Consider the following 23786-nt stretch of genomic DNA (forward strand, 5'->3'; position numbering starts at 1 on the left):
TCCCCTGGCGTCAACCTACGTTGACAGCATGAGCGAGACCAAGGAGCTCGCGGCAGCCGCGAGCAGCCGCGATCCGGCCGTCGGACTGCGCGCCGTGCGCGCCCTGCGCGAACTGGCGGACCGTCTGGAGGACCTCCAGGTGGGCAACGCCCGCGGCCAGGGGTGGTCCTGGCAGGACATCGCGGTGTGCCTGGGCGTGAGCCGGCAGGCGGTCCACAAGAAGTACGCCCGACGGGGATTCCCCACGAACGAGGACGGAGGCTGAGCAATGCTGGAACGATTCACCACGTCGGCGCGCCAGGTGGTGGTGCGGGCACGGGAGGAGGCCGCGGCGCTCGGGCACGGGCACATCGGCACTGAGCACCTGCTGCTCGCCGTCCTCGCCGACGCCGACGAACCGTCCGCCGCCGTCCTGGTCGACAGCGGCCTGGACCACACCACGGCCCGCACGGCGGCGCTGCGGCTGCTGGACGGCGGGATGGACGGGTCGGCGCTGGCCGCCATCGGGGTCGACCTGGACGCCGTCCGCGAGGCGGTGGAGGCGGTCTTCGGCCAGGGCGCGCTGGACCCGCCGGCGGAGGAGCCGGCCCGGCGCCGCGGCTGGTTCCGCCCGGGCGAGGCCGGCAGGGGCGGGCGCGGCGGGCGCAGCCCGTTCACGGCCCGGGCCAGGAAGACCCTGGAGCTGTCGCTGCGGGAGTCGCGGCGCCTGGAGTCCGGCCGGATCGCCACCGGCCACCTGGTCCTCGGCCTGCTCCGCGAGGGCGAGGGGCTGGGCGCCCGGGTGATCGCGGACCACGGACTGGACTTCGCCGCCGTCCGCCGGGCCGTCGAGGCCACCCTGGGATGACCCGGACGCCGGTCCGCCCGGCGGGGCTCGCAGCCCCGCCGGGCGGACCGGTCGGATCGGGGACGCCCCACCGGGCGGGCCGACCCGTCAGGCCGGGACGCTCTCGGGCTCGCGGGCGGGCGCCGGCACCGGCTCGCCGCCGTGCTCGATCCGCAGCTCGGGCAGCAGCCGGTCCAGCCAGGCCGGCAGCCACCAGTTGAGCCGGCCCAGCAGGGTCATGGTGGCGGGCACCAGCACCAGGCGCACCACCGTGGCGTCGATCAGCACCGCCACGGCCATGCCCACGCCCATCATCTTGACGGTGATGTCCGGGTCGATCGCGAAGCCGGTGAAGACCGCCACCATGATCGCGGCCGCGCTGCTGATCACCCGTCCGGTCGCCGCCAGGCCGCGGATCACGCTGCCACGCGCGTCACCGGTGGCGAGCCACTCCTCCCGGACCCGGGCGAGCAGGAACACCTCGTAGTCCATCGACAGGCCGAACAGCACCGTGAACATCAGGATCGGCACCCAGCTGGAGACCGGCACCGAGTGCGGCAGGCCCAGCGCCTTCGCGCCCGCGTCGGACTGGAAGACCGCGGTCATCACCCCGTAGGCGGCGGCCACCGAGAGCAGGTTCATCGCCGCCGCCTTCACCGCGATCACCGGCGCCCGGAAGAGCACGGTGAGCAGGATCAGCGAGAGCGCCACCACGAACGGGACGACCACCCAGAGCCGGTCGGAGAGCCGCTGGGAGATGTCCGCGAAGGAGGCCACCACGCCGGTCACCTCGGCGCCGGCGGGCGGCAGCAGGTCGCCACGCATCCGGTCCAGCAGCCGGGCGGTCCGCTCGTCCTGCGGGCCGGTGGCCGGCTGCACCGACAGCACGGCGGCGTCACCGGCCCGGTTCAGCAGCGGCGGGGCGACCGCCGCGATCCCCGGGTCCGCGGTCAGCCTCGCCGTGATCGACGGGAGCTCCGCCGCGGGCACGCTGCGCAGGTCGACCGCGACCAGCAGCGGCCCGTTGGCACCGGGGCCGTACGCCTCGGCCACCAGGTCGTACGCCTTGCGGGTGGTGTTGCCCTCGGCCTGGCTGCCGGCGTCCTGCGGCCAGGTGCGCATGCCCAGCATCGGCGCGGCCAGCGCCAGCAGCACCACCAGGGAGACCAGTGCGGCGGCGGCCGGGCGGCGGCCGATCAGCTGTGCCCAGCGCTCGGTGCGGGTCGGCCCGGCGGGCTTCGCGAGGGCGGGGGCGCGGCGCTCGGCGCGGCGCAGCAGCCGCGGCCCGGCCAGCGAGCAGAGCGCCGGTACCAGGGTCAGCGACGCCAGCATCACGGCGCCGACCACGACGAAGGTCGCGTAGCCGAACGAGGAGTAGGTGGGCAGCCCGGCCAGCTTGAGGCCGAACAGCGACACCAGCACGGTGGAGCCGGCGACCACCACGGAGGAGCCGGCCGTCGCGGTGGCCTCGGCCGCCGCCGCCTGCCGGGTCAGCCCCTTGCGCAGGCCCTCCACGTGGCGGCTCACCAGGAGCAGCGCGTAGTCGATGCCGACGCCGAGGCCGACCATGCTGGCCACCGTCGGCGCGGTCGGGCTGATGTCGGTGACGGCGGCCAGCAGGGTGGTCAGCGCGGTGCCCGCGCCGAGCCCGGCCAGCGCGACCACCAGCGGCAGGCCGGCCGAGACCAGGGTGCCCAGCGACAGCACCAGGACGACCAGCGCGGCGACGATGCCGATGACCTCGGCGGTTCCGTCGGGCGCCGAGAAGTTCTCCGGCAGCTGGCCGCCGAACTCGACCTGGAGTCCCGCGTCCTGCGCCGGGCGGGCCGCCTCGCGCAGCGCGTCCAGGCCCTCGGAGCCCTTGAACGAGGTCACCGGTATCAGGTAGTTGACGGCCAGCAGGGCGGTGTCGCCCTGGGCGGAGTAGAGCGGCGGGGCGATCGGGCCCGCGCCGCGGACACCGCCGATCCGGCTGCTGACCTCGGCCAGCACCGACTCCGGGACGCGCTTGCCGGTGCGGTCGTGGACGACCACCCGGGCGCTGGCCCCGGACATCTCGGGGAAGCGCTCGCTGAGCAGGTCGAGCCCGGCGGTGGAACGGGTGCCGGGCACCCGGTAGTCGTCGCGGGGGGTGCCGCCGAAGGCGGTGGCGAGCCCGAACAGGGCGGCGAGGAGCAGGACCCAGCCCAGCACGGTGTGCCAGGGTCTGGTGGCTGCGGCGCCGCCGAGGCGGCCGAGGAGGGAGGACATGACGGGCCTTTCGGCTGGTCCGGTGCAGAAGACCTGCTCAGCGTCGCCGGTCGGGCTTGGAGTCGACTTGGCGGTCACTTGGAGAGCTCTGCGGGTCGGGCCCGCGTCCCGGAGGCAGGTTAGAGGTCCGGGCCGAGTTCCGCCAGAGCCCGGAACGCCTCGGTCTCCCACCGCGGGGACTCCCAGCGCCGGGCCACCTCGGCGGCGGTCCGGAAGTGCCCGGCCGCCTGGGCCGCAAGCCCCAGGTAGCGGGCCAGTTCGCCGCGGACCAGGGCGACCGGGCGCAGCGCGATCGACGTGCTGGCGGCGCCGGCCACCAGGTGCTCCACCTCGGCGAGTTCCGCCAGGACCTCGGCCGCCTCGGCCCGCTCGTCCAGGGCCATCACGACCATCGCCCGCAGCACCAGGAAGAACGAGCGGTAGTAGTCGAGGGTGATCGGGCGCCGCGGGGTGCGGGCCGCCCTGGCCTCCTCGATCCGGCCGTCCTGGGCCAGGGCGAGCGCGAGGACGTCGTCGACCAGCGGGCCGTAGATCGCGGCCGCGGCCCGGACCAGCGGCAGTTCGTCGCGCAGCCGGCCGCCCTGGATCGCCAGGGTGAGCCGGTAGACGGCGTCGAACCCGTCCGCGTGCAGGGACCCGCGCGAGCGCAGCCCGCCCACCGCCCGCACGTACAGCGCCTCGGCCTCGGCCGGGCGGTCCGCGACCAGCGCCATCATGCCCTGCTGGCACAGTCCGACGTCGACCAGCTCCGGCAGTCCGTAGGCCTCGGCGATCCGCAGGCCGGCGTCGATGTGGGCCCGCAGCGCGGGCAGGTCGGCCCGGACGGCGGCCGCGGTGGCGTGCAGGTGCTCGGCGTGCCAGCGGTACGCGGGCAGGTCGAACTCCTGGGCCAGCTCGATGAGTTCGTCGGCGATCTCGGTGCGCAGGTCCAGGTCGTGCTCGTAGTCGTGGACCCGCGCCTGGGCGGCCAGCGCGCGGGCCAGCAGCCGGGGGTCGCCGACCTCGCGGGCGATCCGGACGGCCTCCGCACCGGCCTCCCGGCCGCCCTGCGAGCCGCTGCAGTCGAGTTCGTAGGTGAGCGCGTCCAGCAACCGGCAGCGGGTGACCGGCGGCAGGTCGTCCCGCCGCAGCAGGGCGGTGAGCGCGTCGATGGCGGCCTGGTCGACCGAGCCGTACGGGTGGGCGACCCAGGGGGTCGGCTCGGTCCAGGCCGTCCAGGCCTCGATCAGCAGGTCCGCCCGGCCGCTCTCCCGGGCGAGGCCGACGGCGGCCGCCCTGGTGGCCAGCGCGGCCGCGACGGCGCCGGCCCGGACCTGGGCCCGCAGCAGGGCGCCGAGCAGCGCGAGCCGCCGGGCCGGGCGGTCGTCGGCGCCCTCGGGCACCAGGTCGAGCGCGTCCAGGGCCTGCCGGAGCAGCGCGGCGCAGCTCTCGTGCGCGTACCGGCGCTCGGCGGCCTCGGCGGCCCGCACGCAGTGGTCGACGGCCAGTTCGGCGGTGGCCGCGGAGGCGGCCCGGGAGTAGTGGTGCGCGAGCGCGGTCAGCCGGTCGGGGCGCAGGGTGCCCAGCGCCCCGGCGACCCGGCCGTGCAGCCGGGTGCGGCGCAGCGAGCTCAGGTCGGCGTAGAGGGTGTCGCGGACCAGGGCGTGGATGAACCGGACCGTCCCCGGGCGCGGTTCGGTGAGCAGACCGCCGACGAGGGCCGCCTCCAGGGCGTCGAGCAGCCGTTCCTCGCTCTGGCCGGAGGCGGCGAGCAGCAGGTCCACCTCGGCCTCCCGGCCGACCACGGCGGCCAGCCGCAGGGCCTCGACGGTGGCGCCGGGCAGCCGGGAGAAGCGTCGGCGCAGCACGTCCCGGACGCCCTGCGGCACCTCCTGGACGGCGACCAGCGCGCCTTCCCCGGCCAGCAGGTGGGCGCTCTCCAGCAGGTAGAACGGGTTGCCGCCGGTGCGTTCGGCGAGCGCCCGGACGGTGCCCGGGTCGACCTCCGCCGGGCAGACCGAGCCGATCAGCCGGCCGGCCTCCTCCTCCGCCAGACCCGCCAGCGGCAGCCGGTAGGGCGACCTGCGGGCCAGCACGGCCAGTACGTCGGTGAGTTCACCCTCCCCCGGGCGGTGCGCCACCACCAGCAGCAGGCCGGGCAGCCGGGCGGCGGACAGTGCGACGAGCAGGGCCCGGGTCTCCTGGTCGGCCTCGTGCAGGTCGTCCAGGAGGACGGCGACGGGCCGCCCGGCCGCGACCCGGCGCAGCCAGTCCCCGACGGCCCGGTGCAGGCGGAAGCGGCCGGCCAGTGCGTCGGCCTGCGGCAGCCCGGCCGGGCGGGCCGGCTCACCGCCGAGCAGCGGGGCGAGCTGCCGCGCGAGCGGGTCCGGCAGGGGAGCCTGTCCGGCCAGCTCGCGGAGCGCCTCGGTCCAGGCCCAGGCGGGCGGGGCGCCCTCGGTCTCGGGGCAGCGGCCGGCGGCCACCAGCCAGCCGGCGTCGTGCAGTTCGGCCCGGACCCGGCCGAGCAGGGTGGACTTGCCGGCTCCCGCCTCGCCGCTGACCACGGCGACCGCGTGCTCGCCGGCCTCGACCTCGCGGGCGGCCCGGCGCAGCGTCCGGAGCTCCTCGTCGCGGCCGACGAAGATCGGGCCCGGCGGCGCGTTCCGGTGGCGGGGGGCGGCGCCGCGCACCGGGGGCGGCAGCGGCGCGGGGACGGACGGCAGCAGGTCGGTGTGCTGGTTGAGGATGGCCGTCTCCAGCGCGGCCAGCGCCGGGTGCGGGTCGAGGCCGAGTTCCTCGGTGAGCACGGCCCGGGCGGCGCGCAGCGCGTCCAGCGCCTCGGCCTGCCGGCCGGCACCCCACAGGGCGAGCGCCAGCAGCCGCCGGGCCTCCTCGCGCAGCGGGTGGTCGTCGACCAGGGCGCGGGCGTCCGGTACGGCGTCGCCGGGGCGGTCCTCGGCGAGCGCCGCCTCGACGGCCAGCTCGCGGGCGGACACGTGGAGTTCGTCCAGCCTGGCGATCTCCGTGCGGGCCCAGGGCTGGTCCGCGAACTCGGCCAGCGCGGGGCCCCGCCAGAGCGCCAGCGCCGCGGCGAGGGTGCGGGAGGGCGGCTCCCCGCCGCGGTCCGCCAGCTGGCGGGCGAACGGCACCAGGGCGCCGGCCTCCCGCATCCGGGCCTCGAACTCCCAGGCGTCCAGGTCCGTACCGGGCAGCTCCAGGGCGTAGCCGGGGGCGCGGCTGACCAGCAGCCGGGCCGGTTCGCGCGGGCCGCGGGCGGGTTCCAGCAGCCGGCGCAGGTTCGACACGTAGGCCTGGAGCGAGGCGGCGGCCTTCGCGGGCGGGCGTCCGCTCCACAGGTCCTCGATCAGGCGGTCCACCGGGACCACCGCACCGCGGGCCACCAGGAGGCGGGCCAGGACGGCGCGCTGGCGGGGGCCGCCGAGCGCGACCGTCCGCCCGTCGACCTCGGCGGTCAGCGGTCCGAGCAGCGTGAGGGTGACCCGCTCGCCGCCGCCCGGGCCGGGCAGGGCTGATCCGTACACGGACGCCGAAGCTCCGCCGCCGTACCGCACCCGCCCTCCTCGCGCCCGCCGTTCCGGGGTCGTGACGAGCCTATGCGATCGGGCCGGGAGGGTTCGACGGGACCGCCGGGGGCGCCGGACGGCCGCGCAGCAGGACGGCCGCGAGGGGGACGAAACCGCCCGCGCCGCCGTCCGTCGCCGCGCCCGAGGTGCGGCGCAGCATGGCCAGCGCGATCCGCTCGCCCTGCGCCTTGGCGCGCTCCGCCCGCTCCCCCCGGTACAGGCCGTCCACGCTCGCCCGCCACAGCTGCACCCAGCGCCCGAAGTGCTCGGCGGTCATCGGCCGCCGCCGGTGCAGACCGGCGTGCGGGGCGAAGGCGTCGCGCCGGTACTCGGCGCCGCGCAACAGCGCGCGCTCCCAGAAGTCGGTGATGTGCGGGAGGTGCGCCTCCAGGTCCAGGCCGGCGATCTCGGTGAAGTACGGGCCGATCAGCGGGTCGGCGAAGGCCGCCGCGTAGAAGCGGCGCAGCAGGCGGTCGAGGTCCGCCCGGTCGGTGATGTCGGGGCGCATCGACGGCTCCTCTCCCGGTCGGTCCGCTCGCCCGCCAGCGTACGTCCCACCCCGTGGACGGCGCAGGGCCGAAGGTCCCGGTCGGCGCCCCGGGCCTGGCAGGATGCTGCCCATGAGCTATCTCGCCGCCGACGACCGCTACCGCTCGATGACCTACCGCCGCGCCGGGCGCAGCGGGGTGCAGCTGCCCGCCGTCTCGCTCGGCCTCTGGCACAACTTCGGGGACACCCAGCCGCTGGAGGTGCAGCGCGCGGTGCTGCGCAGAGCCTTCGACCGCGGCATCACCCACTTCGACCTGGCCAACAACTACGGCCCGCCGTACGGCAGCGCCGAGGCGAACTTCGGCACGCTCTTCGCCCAGGACTTCCGGCCGTACCGGGACGAGATGTTCATCGCCTCGAAGGCCGGCTACGACATGTGGCCCGGCCCGTACGGCGACGGCGGCTCGCGCAAGTACCTGCTGGCCAGCCTGGACCAGTCGCTCGGCCGGATGGGCCTGGACTACGTGGACGTGTTCTACTCGCACCGCCACGACCCGGACACCCCCCTGGAGGAGACCATGGGGGCGCTGGACACGGCGGTGCGCTCGGGCCGCGCGCTGTACGCGGGCATCTCCAACTACTCGGCGGAGCAGCACCGCGAGGCGGTCGCGATCCTGCGCGAGCTGGGCACCCCGATGCTGCTCAACCAGGCCAGCTACTCGATCCTCAACCGCAGGCCCGAGGAGGAGGACCTGCTGACCGCGGTCGGCGACACCCGGACCAGCCTGATCGCGTACTCCCCGCTGGCCCAGGGCCTGCTGACGGACCGCTACCTGAGCGGTGAGGTGCCGGCCGGTTCGCGGATGTCGGTCGGGCACTTCCTCAAGGAGCAGGCGCTGACCGGCGCGAAGCTGGAGCAGCTGCGCGCGCTGAACAAGGTGGCGGAGCGACGCGGGCAGAGCCTGGCGCAGCTGGCGCTGTCCTGGGTGCTGCGCGACCCGCGCGTGGTGTCGGTGATCGTGGGCGCCAGCAGCCCCGCCCAACTCGACCAGAACATCGACGCGTTGGACGGAGCCCCGCTGACCGACGAGGAGCTGGCCGAGATCGACCTGCTCAGCCGGTAGCCGGCGGGCCGGGGGGCGGGCCGGTGCCGGACCGTCCCCCGGCCGCCGTTCAGGCCGCGGACGGGGAGTACTTGTAGCCCACCCGGCGGACCGTCACGATGCTGTCGCGGTAGGCCGCGCCGAGCTTGCGGCGCAGCCGCGCCACGTGCACGTCGACCGTCCGGCCGTCGCCGACGTGGCCGTAGCCCCAGACGGCGGAGACCAGGTGGTCACGGGTGTGCACCCGGTGCGGGTGCTGGGTGAGGTGGGCCAGCAGTTCGAACTCCAGGTAGGTGAGGTCGAGGGGCCGGCCGTCGACGTGGGCGTTGCGCCGGTCCGGGTCCACGCTGATGCCGTGGGCGGCGGGCGGCGTGGCGGGCCTCGGCGGGGCGGCCGCCGCGGGGGCGGGCTCCGGCTCGGCCGGGACCAGCACCAGGTAGCCGACCAGCGGGTGCCCGGCGGCGGCGCCCAACTGGGCACCGTACTGGGCGAGCAGGCTCTGCGGGAGCACGGAGTGCGGGAGCGCCGCGACCAGTGCGCCCTCCGGCAGACCGGTCAGCCCGGCCGGACCGGCCGGCGGGACCGGACCGGCGGGCGCGGCGGAGCGGGTCGGATGGACGGGCTCGCGCCGGCGGTCGGCGCTCGACGGGACGGACCGGACCGCGCGCAGGTGCGGGGTCGCGGAGGGGACGGGCAGGGTGGCCGTGGAAGAAGACATGGTGCCGCTCTTTCGCGCGTGACGACTGGGTGGGAGCGTCTGCGCGTCGAACCGGGCCGTGCAGGCGGGCTGACGGAGAGTCAGGCCGCGGAGCGCCGGGACGCGCGGGGTGAACCCGGACACGTCTGGTCGAAGAGGTGCGGCTGTCGGGACGGCCAAAACGGCTCAAGGTCGAAACGACCCTCAGCGCTGTCCTCGACACGATTCATGGGGCCATTCAACCAGATGAACGCGGTCCTGCGCCCCCTCGGGCCGGACCTCGCCCGGCCCGTCCCCTTTTCGTCCGGTCCGGCCGGACAACGGACCTGACCGGCCGTTCCCGGCCGTTGCCGGCCCCGAGCGGTCATCCGCGGGCGGCCCGGACCCGGTCGGCGGCGTGCTCGACCAGCCGGATCAGCAGCTCCTTGCCGTCCTCGCGGCTGCGGGCGTCGCAGAGCAGCACGGGCACCTCGGGGTCGAGGTCGAGCGCGGTGCGGACGTCGTCGGGCGCGTAGGACTCGGTGCCCTCGAAGCAGTTCACCGCGACCAGGAAGGGGATCCGGCGCCGTTCGAAGAAGTCGACCGAGGGGAAGCAGTCGGCCAGCCGGCGGGTGTCGGCCAGTACCACGGCACCGAGCGCGCCGCGGGCCAGTTCGTCCCAGACGAACCAGAAGCGGTCCTGGCCGGGCGTGCCGAACAGGTAGAGCGCGAGGCCGGGCCGCAGGTCGATCCGGCCGAAGTCCATGGCGACCGTGGTGGTGCGCTTGGCCTCCACGCCGTGGGTGTCGTCGACCGGGCGGCCGAGCTCGCTCAGCTGCTCCTCGGTGCGCAGCGGCCGGATCTCGCTGACCGCGCCGACCAGGGTGGTCTTGCCGACGCCGAAGCCGCCGGCCACCAGGATCTTCAGCGCGGTGCTCCCCCAGGGCCCCTGCGGGGCGGGGTCGGAGCCGGTGGTGGGGGCGGCGGCTGTCTCAGAGTGCGCGGAGGCCATTGATCACGTCTCGCAGCAGGCGCTCGTCCGGGAGTTGGGCGAGCTGGACGGGTCGGGTGACGTCGACGAGCCCGGCGTCGTTCAGGTCCCCGAGCAGGACCCGGACGACGCTGACCGGCAGGTCGGTGTAGGAGCCCAGCTCCGCGACGCTCAACGGCTCGTCGCGGCAGAGCCCCAGGATGGCGTGGTGCTCGGGCGCCAGCGGGTGGTCGACGGCGGCCTGCTCGGCCCCACTGACCGCGGTGACCAGGGAGATCAGGTCGAACAGGCCGTCGTCGGCGGGCCGGGCCCGGCCACCGGTCATCGAGAACAGCCGCACCACCGGGCCCGCGTCGTCGTCGAACCAGCGGTCGTCCACGGGAGTGCGGGGCGCGAACAGGTCCAGCGCGGGCTCGGTGTCGGCGTCCTCGGTGCTCATCGGTCCCTCATCTCCCCGGCGGGGTCTCGGTCCGCGGCTCGGCGGACAGGTGCTCGCCGACCCGCTTCACCAGCAGGGCCATCTCGTAGGCGATCTGGCCGACGTCGGACTCCGCGTCGGCCAGCACGGCCAGGCAGCTGCCGTCGCCGGCGGCGGTGATGAACAGGAAGGCCTCGTCCAGCTCGACCATGGTCTGGCGCACGCCGCCGACCTGGAAGTGTCGTCCGGCGCCCTTGGCGAGGCTGTGGAAGCCGGCCGCCACGGCGGCCAGGTGCTCGGCGTCCTCGCGGCCGAGGCCGCTGGACACCCCGGTGGCCAGCCCGTCGCTGGAGAGGATCACCGCATGCCTCAGGGTCGCCACCCGGCCCACCAGTTCGTCCAGGAGCCAGTCGAGGTCCCCGGACGGCCGTGCTGTTGCGGTCATGATTCGGTTCCTTCCGCCGGTGCGGATTGTGCGGGTGCTGCGGGAGCAGGTGGTGCGGGCCGTACGGGTTCTGCCGCTCGTACGGGTGGTGCGGGTCGAACGCGTCGTGCGGGTCGTGCGGGTCGTGCAGGTGGTGCGGATGCTACGGGTTGTGCGGATGCCGTGGGCGGCGCGGGGGCCGCGGGCGGGACGGGCTCGGCCGGAGTCGGCCCGGACGGCTGCGGGACCGCCGCCCTGGCGGGGGCCGCCGGGAGCGCGTACGGCACCGGGGCCGAGGGGAGCGCGATCCGGAGCCGGGGCGGACCGGGAAGCCGCTCGGGGGGTCGGGCCGGCCGGCCGGCGGGGGCCGCGCCGGCCTCCTCGGGCTGCTCGCGGACGACCGTCAGGGAGGCCGGCTGGAGCCGGTCGCCCCGGCCGCGCTGGAAGCCCCGCTGGAAGGAGGCGAAGGTGGCCCTGGCCTCCTCGGGCGAGCGCTCACGGGCCGGCTCGGCCGGCTCCGCGGTGGCGGCCTGGTCCTTGAGCTGCGGCGCCAGGTTGGCCTGCCGGACCCGCCGCGGCAGCAGGCCGCCGGCCACCGGCGGGGCGGCGTGCGCGGGGCTGGTGGGCACCGGGTGCTCCTCGACCGGGCTGTCCGTGCGGCGGTGGCGGCCGGTGGCCCCGTCCGCCGGGACCAGGACCGGTCCGCCGCCCGGCCGGCGCCGCGGCAGCCCGCCGGGGGTGCTGGCGGGCTGGACCGGCGAGGGCCTGGGGCCGCCGCCGACCCGCCGGGGCGCGCCGCGGACCGGCTCGTCGCCGCCGATCGGGGCGGCCGCGGCCCGTCCGTGCCCGCCGTCGCCGGCCGGGGCCGGGGCGTGCTGGGCCGGCACCTGGTCGACCGAGAGCTCGGTCGCCTCGGCGAGCAGCTCGCGCGGGATCAGCACCACGGCCGAGGTGCCGCCGTACGGCGAGGGGCGCAGGTGGACCCGGATGCCGTGCCGCCGGGCCAGCCGGCTGACCACGAACAGCCCGAGCCGGTCGGTGTCGGCGAGGTCGAACTCCTGCTCCACCGCGAGCCGCTGGTTGATGTCCTGGAGGGCCTGCTCGCTGAGGCCGAGACCGCGGTCGTCGATCTCCAGGCAGAAGCCGTGCGCGACGACCTCGCCCTGCACCGTCACCTGGGTGTGCGGCGGGGAGAACACCGCGGCGTTCTCGACCAGCTCGGCGATCAGGTGGGTGACGTCCGCGACCGAGCTGCCCAGCAGGCCGGTGCCCGGGAACGGCCGGACGATCACCCGGGCGTAGTCCTCGACCTCGCCGACGGCGGCCCGCACCACGTCGACCATCCGCACCGGCTTGCGCCAGGCCCGGCCGGGCGAGCCGCCGGAGAGGATGATCAGACCCTCGGAGTGGCGGCGCATGCGGGTGGTCAGGTGGTCCAGCCGGAACAGGTCCTCCAGCTCCGCCGGGTCCTCGGTGCGCCGTTCCATGGTGTCCAGCAGGGTGAGCTGGCGGTGCAGCAGCACCTGGCTGCGGCGGGCGAGGTTGACGAAGACCGCGGAGACGCCGCGGCGCAGTTCGGCCTGCTCGACCGCGGCCTCGACGGCGACCCGCTGGACCTCGTTGAAGGCCCGGCCGACCTGGCCGATCTCGGCGTTGCCGAAGTTGAGCTGGAGCACCTCGGCGGAGGTGTCCACGCTCTCGCCGCGGCGCAGCCGGAGCATGACCGAGGGCAGCCGGTTGCCGGACATGTCCAGCGCGGCGTTGCGCAGAGAGACCAGCTCGCGGGCGAGCTTGCGGCCGATCCGGTAGGAGATGAGGATCGAGGCGACCACGGCGCCCAGGCCGACGGCGCCGGCGATGCCGCCGCGCACCAGCGAGTTGACCGCGTAGGACCGGGCACGGTCGCCGTTGGCGGCGTCCAGCCGGCTGTTCAGGCTGGCGAGGTCGGCCAGGACCCGGTCGGCGTTCTCGCGCCAGGGGTCGTCGGTGTTGCTCTTGACCTCGCGGATCCGGCTGTCGGCCTCCTCGAAGGCGCGCTCGGCGCGGACGATCGTGGTCCAGTCGATGCCGCCCTGAAGGACGCGGAAGTCGCCCTGGTCCTGCGGGTCCAGCTCGGGCAGGTAGATCCGGTACAGGGCCTGCTGACTGTGCTGGTAGTCCAGGGCCGCCTGCACCTTGCGGTCGTCCGGGTTCGCGGTGAGCTGGAGCGCCTCCATCGCGACCGCCTCCTGGGAGAGGAACTCGCGGGCGCGGGTCAGCTCGACCAGGACGGTGCCCTGGCGGGCGAGCGAGCCGGCCTGGGTGGCGACGAAGGAGGACCGGAAGGTGAAGACCGGCTGGACCAGGCCGCCGTAGTCGGTGATGACGGTCTCCCAGCCGTCCCGGCCCTGGTTGGCACGGCTGCGGATGCCGGGCAGCTGCTCGGACATGCTCAGCACGTCGCGGAACTTGCGCCGCTGGTCGGTGTCGAGCCGGCCGGCGTCGGCGCCGTCGACCATGGCGCGCAGCGTCTGCAGGTCGCGGTCGGTGGCGGCCTGGGCCGCCTGGTAGGCGTCGGCGGTGGTCCGGGAGCCGCGGTCGGCCACCCGCATCACGGCGGCCCAGCGCTCGGCCTGGAGGTCGTGCACGTACTGGTCGGAGGGGCCGCCGAAGGCCCGGTAGGTGGCGCTGACGTCGAGCTGCCCCCAGACGTCCCACGTGGTGACCAGTGTCGCGTACACCCACAACCCGGTCAGCGCCACGATGGGCACCATGAGCAACGCGATGATCCTCGCGCGGATCGAGCTGCTGCGCAGACGCATGGGGTCCTCGGGAGGGGTGGGCCAGGCGCGGACAGGGGTGCGGGCGGGGCGGCCGGGGCTGCCTCGCGGGGCGGGTGGGATCGGTCCGGCGACGGGGCCGGGCCGTTGGATCTGCGTGAGCTTACTACTCCCTGACCACCTGTTCGAAGGGTGAATATCCATTGCCTTCACGGCTGTCCGGATCATCCCCTTTTGCCCCTGATGGCGCGTTCGCCCCGCTGCACTCCGAGGGGCTGCGGAGGTTGGCACGTGCCGATCGCGATCAGGTCGGCAGCAGCTCTGGGCAGCGATCCGGCGATCCGGTACCTTCGCTCCAGTCCGCCCCGGCAGGCCCCGGCCCACCCCGGGACGGGCGACCGCTCGGACCGTCGGATCGGGGGCAGCGTGCGCGAGTTCAGCAGCCCGGCCCTGGCCGAGGCGGCGACCGGCGGCCTCGCCGACAGCGTCTACGACGTCGCGGAGCGGACCCCTTCCCTCGTCCAGCTGTCCCGTTGGCTGCGCGACGGCTGGCAGCCGGTGACCGCCGCCCGCTTCCGCGACGAGGTGCTGGCCCTCGCCAAGGGACTGCTCACCCGGGGGGTGCGGTACGGCGACCGGGTCGCGGTGATGTCCAGCACCCGGTACGAGTGGACGCTCTTCGACTACGCGCTGTGGTCCGTCGGCGCGATCCCGGTGCCGGTCTACCCGACCGCCGCCGCCGAGCAGGTCCGCTGGATCCTGGCCGAGACCCAGGCCGTCGCCTGCGTGGTGGAGGACGAGGACCACGCGATGACGATCGGCGCGATCTGCGACGCGCTGCCCGACCTCACCGGCATCTGGCAGCTCGACCGCGGCTGCGTGGCGGCGCTGATGGAGGACGGCCGCAGCGTGCCGGACGCCCTGGTGCACCGCCAGCGGCTCGCCGTCGGACCCGACAGCGTGGCCACCGTCATCTACACCTCGGGCACCACCGGGCGTCCGAAGGGCTGCCTGCTCACCCACGCCAACTTCGCGGCCGAGGCGGACACCCTGCTCACCGGCTGGGGCGAGGTGATCCGCGACGGCGGCGGGGCGCCCCCCGCCGTCCTCCTCTTCCTCCCGCTCGCGCACGTCTACGGCCGGGTGGTGCAGGTCGCCGCGATCCGCGGCGGGATCCGGATCGGCCACCACGGCAGGCTCTCGGCCGACTCGCTGCTGCCCGCGCTGGCCTCGTTCCGGCCGAGCTTCCTGCACGCCGTGCCGTACATCTTCGAGAAGATCCACCAGCGGGCCCGGGAGAACGCCGAGAGCAGCGGGCGGCTCGACCTCTTCGAGCAGGCCTCCGAGGTGGCCGTCGCCTGGGCCACCGCCCGCGAGCAGCGCGGCCTCGGCCGGGGTCCGGGGCCCAGCGCGGCGCTGCGGATCCGCCACGCCGCCTACGACCGGATGGTGTACCAGCGGCTGCGCGCCGTCCTGGGCGGGCGGGTGCGCAACGCGATGTGCGGCGGCTCCTCGCTCAGCCGCGAACTGGGGCTGTTCTTCTCCGGCGTGGGGATCACCGTCTACGAGGGGTACGGGCTGACCGAGACCACCGCCGCGGTGGCCGTCGCCCCGCCCGACCGGCCCAGGTTCGGCACGGTCGGGCCGCCGATCCCGGGCACCAGCATCGCGATCGGCGAGGACGGCGAGGTCTGGGTGCGCGGCGGCACCGTCTTCGCCGGCTACCTCAACCACCCCTCCTGCACCGAGGAGGCGCTGTACGACGGCTGGCTGGGCACCGGCGACCTCGGTTCGCTGGACGAGGACGGCTACCTCACCATCACCGGGCGCAAGAAGGAGCTGATCGTCACCAGCAGCGGCAAGAACCTGGCGCCGTTCGCCCTGGAGGAGCGCGTCCGCTCCCACCCGCTGGTGGCCCAGTGCCTGGTGGTCGGCGACAACCGGCCGTACGTGGCGGCCCTGATCACCCTGGACCCGCAGGCCCTGGCGCACTGGCAGAAGACCCGCGGCCGCGAGCAGCTCGACCCGTGGGCCTCGCTGACCGACCCGGACCTGCACGCCGAGGTCCAGCGCGCGGTGGCGGCCGCCAACACCACGGTGTCCCGGGCCGAGTCGATCCGCGCCTTCCGGATGCTGCCCACCGAGTTCAGCCTGGAGGACGGTCTGCTCACCCCGTCCCTGAAGCTGCGCCGGCACGCGATCGTGCAGCGGTACGCCTCGGACATCGAGGAGCTCTACACCGGCTGATCCGCCGGACGGCGGTGCCGGCCGGCGGTCTTGACGGGGTGACTGGTCCAGTCCATTGTGTGGCCTCGGTCCGGGTGCGGCCTGCCGACCCCACTCCCGCCCCTCCGGGAGCAACCGTCTCTCCTCCCCCACACAGGAGTTGCTCCGTGTCCACCACCCTGCGTCGGGTCGCGGCCTGCGCGGCGGCCGCCGCCCTGGCCGTGCTCGGCCTCGCCGCACCGGCCGCCCCGGCCGTACCGGCCACCGGCACCGCCCCGGTCACCGACCCGGTCACCAACCTGGCCACCAATCCCGGCTTCGAGATCCCCACCCTGCCGCTCGCCGACCCGGGTTCGGTCCCCGGCTGGACCTGCGGACCGGCCGAGGCCGTCCTCACCACCGCCGCCCACGCCGGGAGTTCGGCACTGGCCGTGACGCCGTCCGCCGCCGACTCCACCGGAGAGTGCTCCCAGACCGTCTCCGTGCGGCCCGGCTCGCACTACGCGCTGTCGGCGTGGGTGCGCGGCTCGTACGTCTTCCTCGGCGCCACCGGCACCGGCCACGACGACGCCCCCGCCTGGACGGCGGGCACCGGCGACGGCTGGCATCGGCTCACCACCGGGTTCACCACCGGCGCCGGCACCACCAGCGTCCGGCTCCACCTCCACGGCTGGTACGGCCAGGGCGCGTTCGCGGCCGACGACGTGGAGCTGACCGGCGCCGCCCCGGCGCCCGCGGTGGCCACCTGGAACGTCCCGACCGAGGACCGGGTGGTCTTCCTCACCGTCGACGACGGCTGGCAGCCCACCGACGAGGCGGCCCGGCTGATCGCCGACCGGCGACTGCCCGTGACGGTCTTCCCGCTGCCGATGGCCGCGGGCAACCAGCCCGGGTACTTCCGTCGGGTCACCGCCGCGCCGGGCTCCTCGATCCAGGACCACAGCGTCTCGCACCGCGACCTGAGCACGCTCCCGGCGGCGGAGCAGCAGGCCGAGATCTGCGACGCCCGGGACGCCCAGGTACGGCGGTTCGGCACCGCGCCGACCGTCTTCCGACCGCCCTACCTGGCCTGGAACGCCGACACCCTGCGGGCCGCCGCCGCCTGCGGGATCCGGTACGTGCTGACCGCCACCGCCGACTTCAGCTGGGGCCGCTCGACCGTCTACCACGGCGGCGCGCTGCTCCCCGGCGACGTGGTGCTGCTGCACTTCACCGACAGCCTCGCGGACGACCTCCGGCGGGCGCTGGACGCCGCCGAGGCGGCCGGGCTGCGTCCCGCCGGGCTGGTGGACCACCTGCGCTGACCGGGCCACGGGGGGAGCGGCCGGCCACGGCCGCTCCCCCACGGCCGCTCAGACCCCGGCGGTGAAGGCCGGGAGGTAACCGCCGGACTGCCCGGCCGCCTTCGGGTGGTAGCTCTCGTCGACCGGGAGGGTGGTGCTGTTCAGCCACACCGTGCCGCTCGCGCAGATCTCGTGACCGGTGAAGAGGCCTCTGACGTCCTCGAAGGTGAAGCCCGCGTTGGCGGCCCGCTTGGCGATCACGTCGTCGAGCGTGTCGGCGGCGCCGTTGATGGCCGCGCGCTTGGTGTCGCCGATGCCGAAGATGCAGCTGCCGCCGATCTTGTAGAGGTGCGGGTAACCGAGCACCACCACGTGGGCGTTGGGCGCCTTGCTGTGGATCGCGGTGTAGACCTGGTCCAGCTTGCCGGGCAGCGTGGTGGTGGCGTAGTTCTTCGCCGCGGCGACGGCGCTCAGGCAGGCGCTCTCGCTGTTCAGCACGCAGGTCTGCATGGTGTCGGCGAAGCCGGCGTCGTTGCCGCCGATGGTGATGCTGACCAGCGTGGTGGAGGAGTCCAGCACCGAGAGCTGGTTGTTGAGGACGTCGCCGGTGCGCGCGCCCGAGCACGCCACGAACGAGAAGGCGGACGGCCCGTGGGCGTTCTTCCACAGGTACGGGTACGCGTTGGTGCTCCGCTTGCAGCTGCCGCTGTCGCCCAGGTAGCTGCCGGCGCCCACGCCGGCGGAGTAGGAGTCACCGAGTGCGGCGTACCGGGCGCCCGCCGCACCGGCGTCGGTGGCGGCGGCCAGGGTGGCGAGCGAGAGCAGGACCGCCGTCAGGGCTGCGGGCAGGGCACGGCTACGGACACGGCGCATGAGCACCTCCGGGAGAGTGATGTGGGTCACATTCTGGATACCAGCCGGTAGCCGACCCGGATAGTGGTCATGCCAAAGTTGCCCTCGCGCGAAGGATGAATTTTTTCCCAGCGGCGCCCGAACACCGGGAAGTTGACGTTCGGTCGAGGTCAGAGCGCCGGCCGCCGGGTTTTCAGCGAACCGTCAGCGGGCTCCCAGAAACGGGATCCTGAATTTCCGTCAGGCCGTGCGCGGCGACAGAACGATCTCCAGCTCGAAGCCCTGAGCGTCGATCAGGTGCACCGCCTCACCGGTGTCCACCCGCAGCCGCCAGCCGGCCGACAGCGCCGCCGACACCGCCGCCCGCGAACCGTGCACCGCCAGGTGGTTGAGGCCCGCCCGGAGCCGCTGGTGGCCGCCGGGGAGCAGCGCCGGGGACTGCTCCAACACCAGGTACGCACGGCCGAGCCGCCAGCTGCGCCCGTTCGCCCAGTGCTGGAACGGCTCGCAGCCGAGCGCCAGGAGCACCGGGCCCCACTGCGCCTCGGCCACGGCCAGGTCGTCGACCCACAGTTCGACGTGGTGGAAGAGGCCGGGCTCGGCGGCGGGACTGGTCACGGCGGTCGGCTCCCGGGCTCGGCGGCGGGCGCACCACGGCGGGCGCGCCCGCCATCGTGCCAGAGCGCACGGCGTCAGCGGGCCGGCCCGGCGTCGGGGAAGCGGCAGCCGGCCGTCGGCAGCTCCTCGATGGTCTCGTCGGCCACGGCGGGCACGCCCAGCCGGCCGACGGCGCACGCCACCGCGGCCCGCGCCTGCCGCAGCCCCGGCGCGCCCCACCCCAGCAGCTCGACCGCCAGTCCGGGCGCGACCAGCAGCCGCCGGTAGTGCCGCCCGGATGCCGGGTCCGGTGCCGTCGGGCCGACCCGGTGCAGCGCCGCCGCCATCCGGACCCGGGCGCACTCGTGCCCGCCGTTGGCCGAACCGACCCGGTCGTACAGGTAACCGAGGTAGTGCGGCCGGCCGATCTCCGCCTGCGCCTCCTCGGCCGACTCGCGGGCCAGCGCGGCGCCCGGGTCGCCGAGGTCCTCCGGCTCCAGCGAGCCGCCGGGCAGGCTGACGATGCCGTCCTTCGGGTTGACCAGGGTGAGCACCCGCCCGTCCGGGGCGAACAGCCAGCCCCAGGACTGCTTCACCGGAAGGCCCGCCGGTACCGGCTCCCCGGGCCGCCACGGCCAGCCGGCCGTCGGGCGACGCCGCACGCGGCCGAGCAGGTCGGAGATCTCCGCGCTGTACTCGATGCGGCCCATGCGTCTCCCTTCGGGCTCGGGTCGCGGGCTCGGCGGCCGGCGGTCGGTGGGGCCGCGACCGGCGCCGGGCCACGGAGTGGGCTCGGCGGGCCCGCCTCGCACTCCGCCTGTTGATCTTCCCCGAACAGACGGTCGATGAACAGTCCTGGCCGCCGCCCGGGGCACGGCCGGGCCGCCCCCGGCCCCCGGCCCGCGCGCACCGGAGCCGGCCGGGCGGGTCCGGCACCCCGGGCCGCCCGCGTGCGGGGACCCTACCGAACCCCGGCCGCGATCGCCCCGATCGTCCCGGAACCGCCCGGCCTGTCGGTGGTTCCTGTGATACTCGGTGCTGGTCGGCCGGTCCCCGTGCCGGCCGGTGATCGAGAGGGAGCAGGGCGTGGCGGGCATGCGGGCGGAGGCGGTGGCGTGAGGCTGCTGCACACCTCGGACTGGCACCTCGGCCGTTCGTTCCACCGCGAGAGCCTGCACGAGGCCCAGCGCGCCTTCCTGGACCACCTGGTCGAGGTGGTCCGCGCGGAGCGGGTCGAGGCCGTCCTGGTCGCCGGCGACGTCTACGACCGCGCGCTGCCCGGCCTGGACGCCGTGGCGCTCTTCGACGACGTGCTCGTCCGGCTGGCCGGCCTCGGCGTGCCCACGGTGTTCATCAGCGGGAACCACGACTCGGCCCGGCGGCTCGGCGTCGCCTCCCGGCTGATCGACCGCGCCGGCATCCACCTGCGCACCGACCCGGACGGCTGCGCCGTCCCCGTCCTGCTCGCCGACGAGCACGGCCCGGTGGCCGTGTACGGGTTGCCGTACCTGGAGCCCGCGCTCGTCCGGGAGCGCTTCGGCCTCGACCGCGGCGGGCACGACCGGGTCCTCGGCGCCGCCATGGACGCCGTCCGCGCCGACCTGGCCGGCCGGGAGGCCGGCACCCGGGCGGTGGTGCTGGCGCACGCCTTCGTCACCGGCGGCGAGGCCAGCGACAGCGAGCGCGACATCACGGTGGGCGGGGTGGCGAGCGTGCCCGCCTCGGTCTTCGACGGGGTCCACTACGCGGCCCTCGGCCACCTGCACGGCAGCCAGACCCTCGCCCCGCACCTGCGCTACAGCGGCTCCCCGCTCGCGTACTCCTTCTCCGAGGAGCACCACCGCAAGTCGATGTGGCTGGTCGACCTGGCCGCCGACGGCTCGGTGGCCGCCGAACGGATCGACTGCCCGGTGCCCCGGCCGCTGGCCCGGCTCCGCGGCACCCTCGCCGAGCTGCTCGCCGACCCCCGGCACACCCCGCACGAGCAGTCCTGGGTGCAGGCCGTGCTGACCGACCCGGTCCGCCCGGCCCAGCCCATGGAGGAGCTGCGCCGGCGTTTCCCGCACGCCCTGCAGCTGCTGTTCGAGCCGGAGGGCGGCGAGGCCGACGGCACCCTCTCGTACGCGGCCCGGGTCAGCGGCCGCAGCGATCTGGAGGTCGCCGAGGGGTTCGTCCGGCACGTCCGGGCCGGCCGGCCGGTCGACGCGGCGGAGCACGCCTGGCTGGTCGAGGGCCTGGAGTCGGTCCGGCGGAGCACCGAACGAGCCCGGGAGGAGAGCCGGTGAGACTCCACCACCTGACCGTCACCGCGTTCGGCCCGTTCGCCGGCACCGAGCGGGTCGACTTCGACCGGCTCGCCGACACCGGGCTCTTCCTGCTGCGCGGTGCCACCGGCGCCGGCAAGAGCAGCGTGCTGGACGCGGTCTGCTTCGCCCTGTACGGCGAGGTGCCCGGGGCCCGCAAGGGCAATCCGCTGCGCAGCGACCACGCCGATCCGGACCGGCTCACCGAGGTCCGCCTCGAACTGACCCTCGGCGGGCGGCGGCTGGAGATCACCCGCAGCCCCGAACAGCGCCGGCCCAAGCGCCGCGGCACCGGCTGGACGGTCGAGAAGCCGCGCACGCTGCTGCGCGAGGCGGTCGCCGACCCGGCGGGCGGAGCGCCGCTCTGGCAGGCGCTGAGCACGTCGCACCAGGAGGCCGGCGAGGAGATCCGGCAGCTCGTCGGCATGAGCCGGGACCAGTTCTGCCAGGTGGTGCTGCTGCCGCAGGGCGACTTCGCGCGCTTCCTGCGCGCCGACTCCAAGCAGCGCGCCGAGCTCCTCGGCCGGCTCTTCGACACCCGCCGCTTCGAGCTGCTGGAACGCTGGCTGGCCGAGCAGCGCCAGCAGCAGGAGGCCGCCGTCCGCGACGGCCGCCGGCGGCTGCGCGACCTCGCGGCCCGCGCCGAGGAGGCGGCCGGCCCGCTGGCCGAGCCGGCCGAGGAGTGGCTGCCCGCCGAGGACGGCCCGGCGGACGGCTCCGCCGGGCTGACCGACGCCGTGCTGGCCTGGGCGGCCGTCCTGCGGGTCGGCGCCGCCGAGCAGCTGGCCGTCGCCGGGAGCGGACTGGCCGGCGCCGAGCTGGCGCACACCGCGGCCCAGCAGCGCCGCCAGCGCGCGGCCGGGCTCGCCGACCGCCAGCGCCGGCACCGCGCGGCCGCCGTCGCGGCCGCCGCCCTGGCCACCCGGGCGGCCGAACTGGCGGGCGAGCAGGAACGGCTGGCGGCCGCACAGGCCGCGGTGGGCGTGGAGACCCTGCTGCGCCTGCGGGCGACCGCCTCGGCCGCACTGCGCACCGCCACCGACGACGACCGCGTCCGGCGGTCCGCGCTGCCGCTCGACGGCGGCCTGCGCGAGGCGTCCCCGACCGGCCTGGCCGGGGCCGAGCACCGGCTGCGGGCCGAGCTCGGCCGGCTGGAGGCCGCGCGGGCCGACGAACGGCGGCGGTCCGAGCTGACCGGCGAGCTCGCCGGGCTGGCCGCCGAGCGGGCCCGCGCCGAGGAGCTGGCCGAGGAGGCCCAGGACTGGCTGGTCGACTACGACGGCCGGCTGAAGGCCCTCCAGGAGGAGCAGGCCGCCGCCCGCGCTGCCGAGTCCCGGGTCGAGCACCTGGACGGCCGCCGCGCCGACCTGACCGACCGGCTCGCCGCCGCCGAGCGCCGGGACGCCCTGCGCGCCCGGATCGCCACCGCCGAGCACACCGTGCTCGACCTGCGCACCCTGGCCCAGGACGCCCGCGCCCGCACCCTCGACCTCCAGGAACGGCGGCTGGCCGGAATGGCCGCCGAGCTCGCCGGCGCCCTGCACCCCGGCGAGGCCTGCCGGGTCTGCGGCTCCGCCGAGCACCCGGCGCCGGCCCGCCCGGCCGGCGAACCGGTGACCGCGGCGGACGAACGGCGCGCCCGCGACACCCAGCGGCGGGCCGAGGAGGAGCACGACGGCGCCGAGGCGGCGCTGACGGCCCTGCGGGTCGAGGAGTCCGCGGCCGCCGCCTCGGCCGGCACCCTCGGCCGGGACGCGCTCGCGGCCGAGCTGGCCGAGGTCCGACAGGCCAGGGCCGAGGCGCTGCGGGCCGCCGACGGGTTGGGCCAGACCGCCCAGCGGATCGACCAGCTGGTCCGCGAGCAGCAGGGCAGGCAGCAGCGGCTCCGGGAGGCGGGCGAGCGGACGGCCGCCCTGGCGGCCCGGACGCAGGCGCTGGCCACCGAGGTCGAGACCCTGGCCGAGCGGATCGCCGCCGCCCGGGGCGACGCGCCCTCGGTCGCCGCGCGGGCCGCCGGGACCGCGGCGCTGGCGGAGTCGGTGGCCGCCGCGCTGGCCGCCGCCCACACCGCGGCGCAGGCCGCCGAGCGGCTGGCCGAGACCGAACGGGAGCTGCGGGAGGCCGCACTGGCGGCCGGTTTCGCCGACGCCGACGCGGCCGGCGCCGCCGTCCTGCCCGCCACCGAGCGCACCGCGCTGCGCGAGCGGCTGGAGCGCTTCCAGGCCGACCGGGCCGCCGCCGAGGCCGGGCTCGCCGACCCGGAGCTGATGGCGGCGGCCGCCGAACCGCCGGTCGACCAGGAGCTGGCCCAGGCGGAGCTGCTGCGGGCCACCGAGCGGCTGCGCCGGGCCGCCGCCGAGGACAGCGCGGCCCGGGAGCGGTGCCTCGCGCTCGGCCGGATCGGCGCCCGGCTCACCGAGCTGGCCGCCGCCCTGGCCCCGGCGCTGGAGCGGTACGGCCGGATCAGCCGGCTGGCCGGCCTGGTGGCCGGGGCACCCGCGGACAACGCGCTGCGGATGCGCCTGGAGTCGTACGTCCTGGCGGCCCGGCTGGAGCAGGTCGCCGCGGCGGCCAGCGACCGGCTGGTGCGGATGTCGGGCGGCCGCTACACGCTCGTCCACAGCGACGGCCTGGTCTCCGGGAACAAGCGCTCCGGCCTGTCGCTGCGGGTGGTCGACGCCTGGACGGGCAGCGAGCGGGACACCGCGACGCTGTCCGGCGGGGAGAGCTTCTTCGCCTCGCTGGCGCTCGCCCTCGGCCTGGCCGACGTGGTGACGGACGAGGCGGGCGGGATGCCGCTGGACACCCTCTTCATCGACGAGGGCTTCGGCAGCCTGGACGAGCACACCCTGGAGGAGGTGATGGACGTGCTGGACGGCCTGCGGGAACGGGACCGGGCGGTCGGCATCGTCAGTCACGTCGCCGACCTGCGCAGCCGGATCCCCTCGCAGCTGCTGGTGCGCAAGCACCGGCAGGGCTCCACCCTGCGGCTGGCGGGCCGGGAGGACAGGTAGCGGCCAGGCGCC

Annotated in this window: 18 protein-coding genes; 7 read left to right on the forward strand and 11 right to left on the reverse strand. The window is 76.0% G+C overall.

The features are described 5' to 3' along the window. The first annotated feature begins 28 nt into the window (after positions 1 to 28). Positions 29 to 265 carry an RNA polymerase subunit sigma-70 gene (locus ACIOFR_RS05025; protein ID WP_400992515.1) on the forward strand — a complete coding sequence of 79 codons (237 nt, stop codon included), beginning with the start codon at positions 29 to 31 and terminating at the stop codon, positions 263 to 265. A 3-nt stretch (positions 266 to 268) separates the two neighbouring features. Next, positions 269 to 847 (forward strand): Clp protease N-terminal domain-containing protein, encoded by a 579-nt coding sequence (locus ACIOFR_RS05030; protein ID WP_400992516.1) that lies wholly within the window; start codon positions 269 to 271, stop codon positions 845 to 847. Between the two features lie 87 nt (positions 848 to 934). Here ACIOFR_RS05030 and ACIOFR_RS05035 read toward each other — a convergent pair whose 3' ends face one another. From ACIOFR_RS05035 to ACIOFR_RS05045, 3 genes are all read right to left on the reverse strand, one after another. Further along, complete coding sequence (locus ACIOFR_RS05035) at positions 935 to 3076, reverse strand: MMPL family transporter (RefSeq protein WP_400992517.1); 2142 nt, start codon at positions 3074 to 3076, stop codon at positions 935 to 937. 119 nt (positions 3077 to 3195) lie between these two features. Next, entirely contained in the window at positions 3196 to 6597 is a 3402-nt protein-coding gene (locus ACIOFR_RS05040) for a BTAD domain-containing putative transcriptional regulator (protein ID WP_400992519.1), read from the reverse strand. Between the two features lie 70 nt (positions 6598 to 6667). Continuing rightward, positions 6668 to 7147 carry a group III truncated hemoglobin gene (locus ACIOFR_RS05045; RefSeq protein WP_400992520.1) on the reverse strand — a complete coding sequence of 160 codons (480 nt, stop codon included), beginning with the start codon at positions 7145 to 7147 and terminating at the stop codon, positions 6668 to 6670. A gap of 112 nt (positions 7148 to 7259) precedes the next feature. Here ACIOFR_RS05045 and ACIOFR_RS05050 point away from each other — a divergent pair, with 112 nt between their 5' ends. After that, positions 7260 to 8252 (forward strand): aldo/keto reductase, encoded by a 993-nt coding sequence (locus ACIOFR_RS05050; RefSeq protein WP_400992521.1) that lies wholly within the window; start codon positions 7260 to 7262, stop codon positions 8250 to 8252. Between the two features lie 49 nt (positions 8253 to 8301). Here ACIOFR_RS05050 and ACIOFR_RS05055 read toward each other — a convergent pair whose 3' ends face one another. The 5 genes from ACIOFR_RS05055 to ACIOFR_RS05075 all read right to left on the reverse strand — a co-directional run bounded on the left by ACIOFR_RS05055 (position 8302) and on the right by ACIOFR_RS05075 (position 13541). Then, positions 8302 to 8949, reverse strand: a complete 648-nt coding sequence (locus tag ACIOFR_RS05055) for a winged helix-turn-helix domain-containing protein (RefSeq protein ID WP_400992523.1) — start codon at positions 8947 to 8949, stop codon at positions 8302 to 8304. 343 nt (positions 8950 to 9292) lie between these two features. Then, positions 9293 to 9919, reverse strand: coding sequence for a GTP-binding protein (locus ACIOFR_RS05060; RefSeq protein WP_400992525.1), 627 nt, complete (start codon positions 9917 to 9919; stop codon positions 9293 to 9295). Next, on the reverse strand, positions 9900 to 10337 hold the full coding sequence (locus ACIOFR_RS05065) for a DUF742 domain-containing protein (RefSeq protein ID WP_400992527.1): 438 nt from the start codon (positions 10335 to 10337) through the stop codon (positions 9900 to 9902). The genes ACIOFR_RS05060 and ACIOFR_RS05065 overlap by 20 nt, the downstream gene beginning before the upstream one ends. Positions 10338 to 10344: 7 nt before the next feature. Then, positions 10345 to 10761 (reverse strand): roadblock/LC7 domain-containing protein, encoded by a 417-nt coding sequence (locus ACIOFR_RS05070; protein ID WP_400992529.1) that lies wholly within the window; start codon positions 10759 to 10761, stop codon positions 10345 to 10347. After that, on the reverse strand, positions 10758 to 13541 hold the full coding sequence (locus ACIOFR_RS05075) for a nitrate- and nitrite sensing domain-containing protein (RefSeq protein ID WP_400992531.1): 2784 nt from the start codon (positions 13539 to 13541) through the stop codon (positions 10758 to 10760). The genes ACIOFR_RS05070 and ACIOFR_RS05075 overlap by 4 nt, the downstream gene beginning before the upstream one ends. A 384-nt stretch (positions 13542 to 13925) precedes the next feature. Between ACIOFR_RS05075 and ACIOFR_RS05080 the strand changes: the two genes are divergently transcribed. Both ACIOFR_RS05080 and ACIOFR_RS05085 read left to right on the forward strand, forming a co-directional pair. After that, positions 13926 to 15746 carry an AMP-dependent synthetase/ligase gene (locus tag ACIOFR_RS05080; protein WP_400992533.1) on the forward strand — a complete coding sequence of 607 codons (1821 nt, stop codon included), beginning with the start codon at positions 13926 to 13928 and terminating at the stop codon, positions 15744 to 15746. 146 nt (positions 15747 to 15892) lie between these two features. Next, complete coding sequence (locus ACIOFR_RS05085) at positions 15893 to 17029, forward strand: polysaccharide deacetylase family protein (RefSeq protein ID WP_400992535.1); 1137 nt, start codon at positions 15893 to 15895, stop codon at positions 17027 to 17029. A 48-nt stretch (positions 17030 to 17077) separates the two neighbouring features. Here the strand turns inward: ACIOFR_RS05085 and ACIOFR_RS05090 are convergent, their stop codons facing one another. From ACIOFR_RS05090 to ACIOFR_RS05100, 3 genes are all read right to left on the reverse strand, one after another. After that, a complete protein-coding gene (locus ACIOFR_RS05090) occupies positions 17078 to 17881 on the reverse strand; it encodes an SGNH/GDSL hydrolase family protein (RefSeq protein ID WP_400992537.1) in 804 nt (267 codons plus the stop codon). A gap of 219 nt (positions 17882 to 18100) precedes the next feature. Continuing rightward, positions 18101 to 18478 carry a glyoxalase gene (locus ACIOFR_RS05095; RefSeq protein WP_400992539.1) on the reverse strand — a complete coding sequence of 126 codons (378 nt, stop codon included), beginning with the start codon at positions 18476 to 18478 and terminating at the stop codon, positions 18101 to 18103. 74 nt (positions 18479 to 18552) lie between these two features. Next, positions 18553 to 19167, reverse strand: a complete 615-nt coding sequence (locus ACIOFR_RS05100) for a hypothetical protein (protein ID WP_400992541.1) — start codon at positions 19165 to 19167, stop codon at positions 18553 to 18555. 405 nt (positions 19168 to 19572) lie between these two features. Between ACIOFR_RS05100 and ACIOFR_RS05105 the strand changes: the two genes are divergently transcribed. Beyond that, complete coding sequence (locus ACIOFR_RS05105; protein ID WP_400992543.1) at positions 19573 to 20742, forward strand: exonuclease SbcCD subunit D; 1170 nt, start codon at positions 19573 to 19575, stop codon at positions 20740 to 20742. Further along, a complete protein-coding gene (locus ACIOFR_RS05110) occupies positions 20739 to 23774 on the forward strand; it encodes an AAA family ATPase (RefSeq protein WP_400992545.1) in 3036 nt (1011 codons plus the stop codon). Before ACIOFR_RS05105 ends, ACIOFR_RS05110 begins: the two co-directional genes overlap by 4 nt. Positions 23775 to 23786: the final 12 nt, after the last annotated feature.

Origin of the sequence: Kitasatospora sp. NPDC088346, from assembly GCF_044740765.1 — a bacterium.
Lineage (GTDB): Bacteria > Actinomycetota > Actinomycetes > Streptomycetales > Streptomycetaceae > Kitasatospora.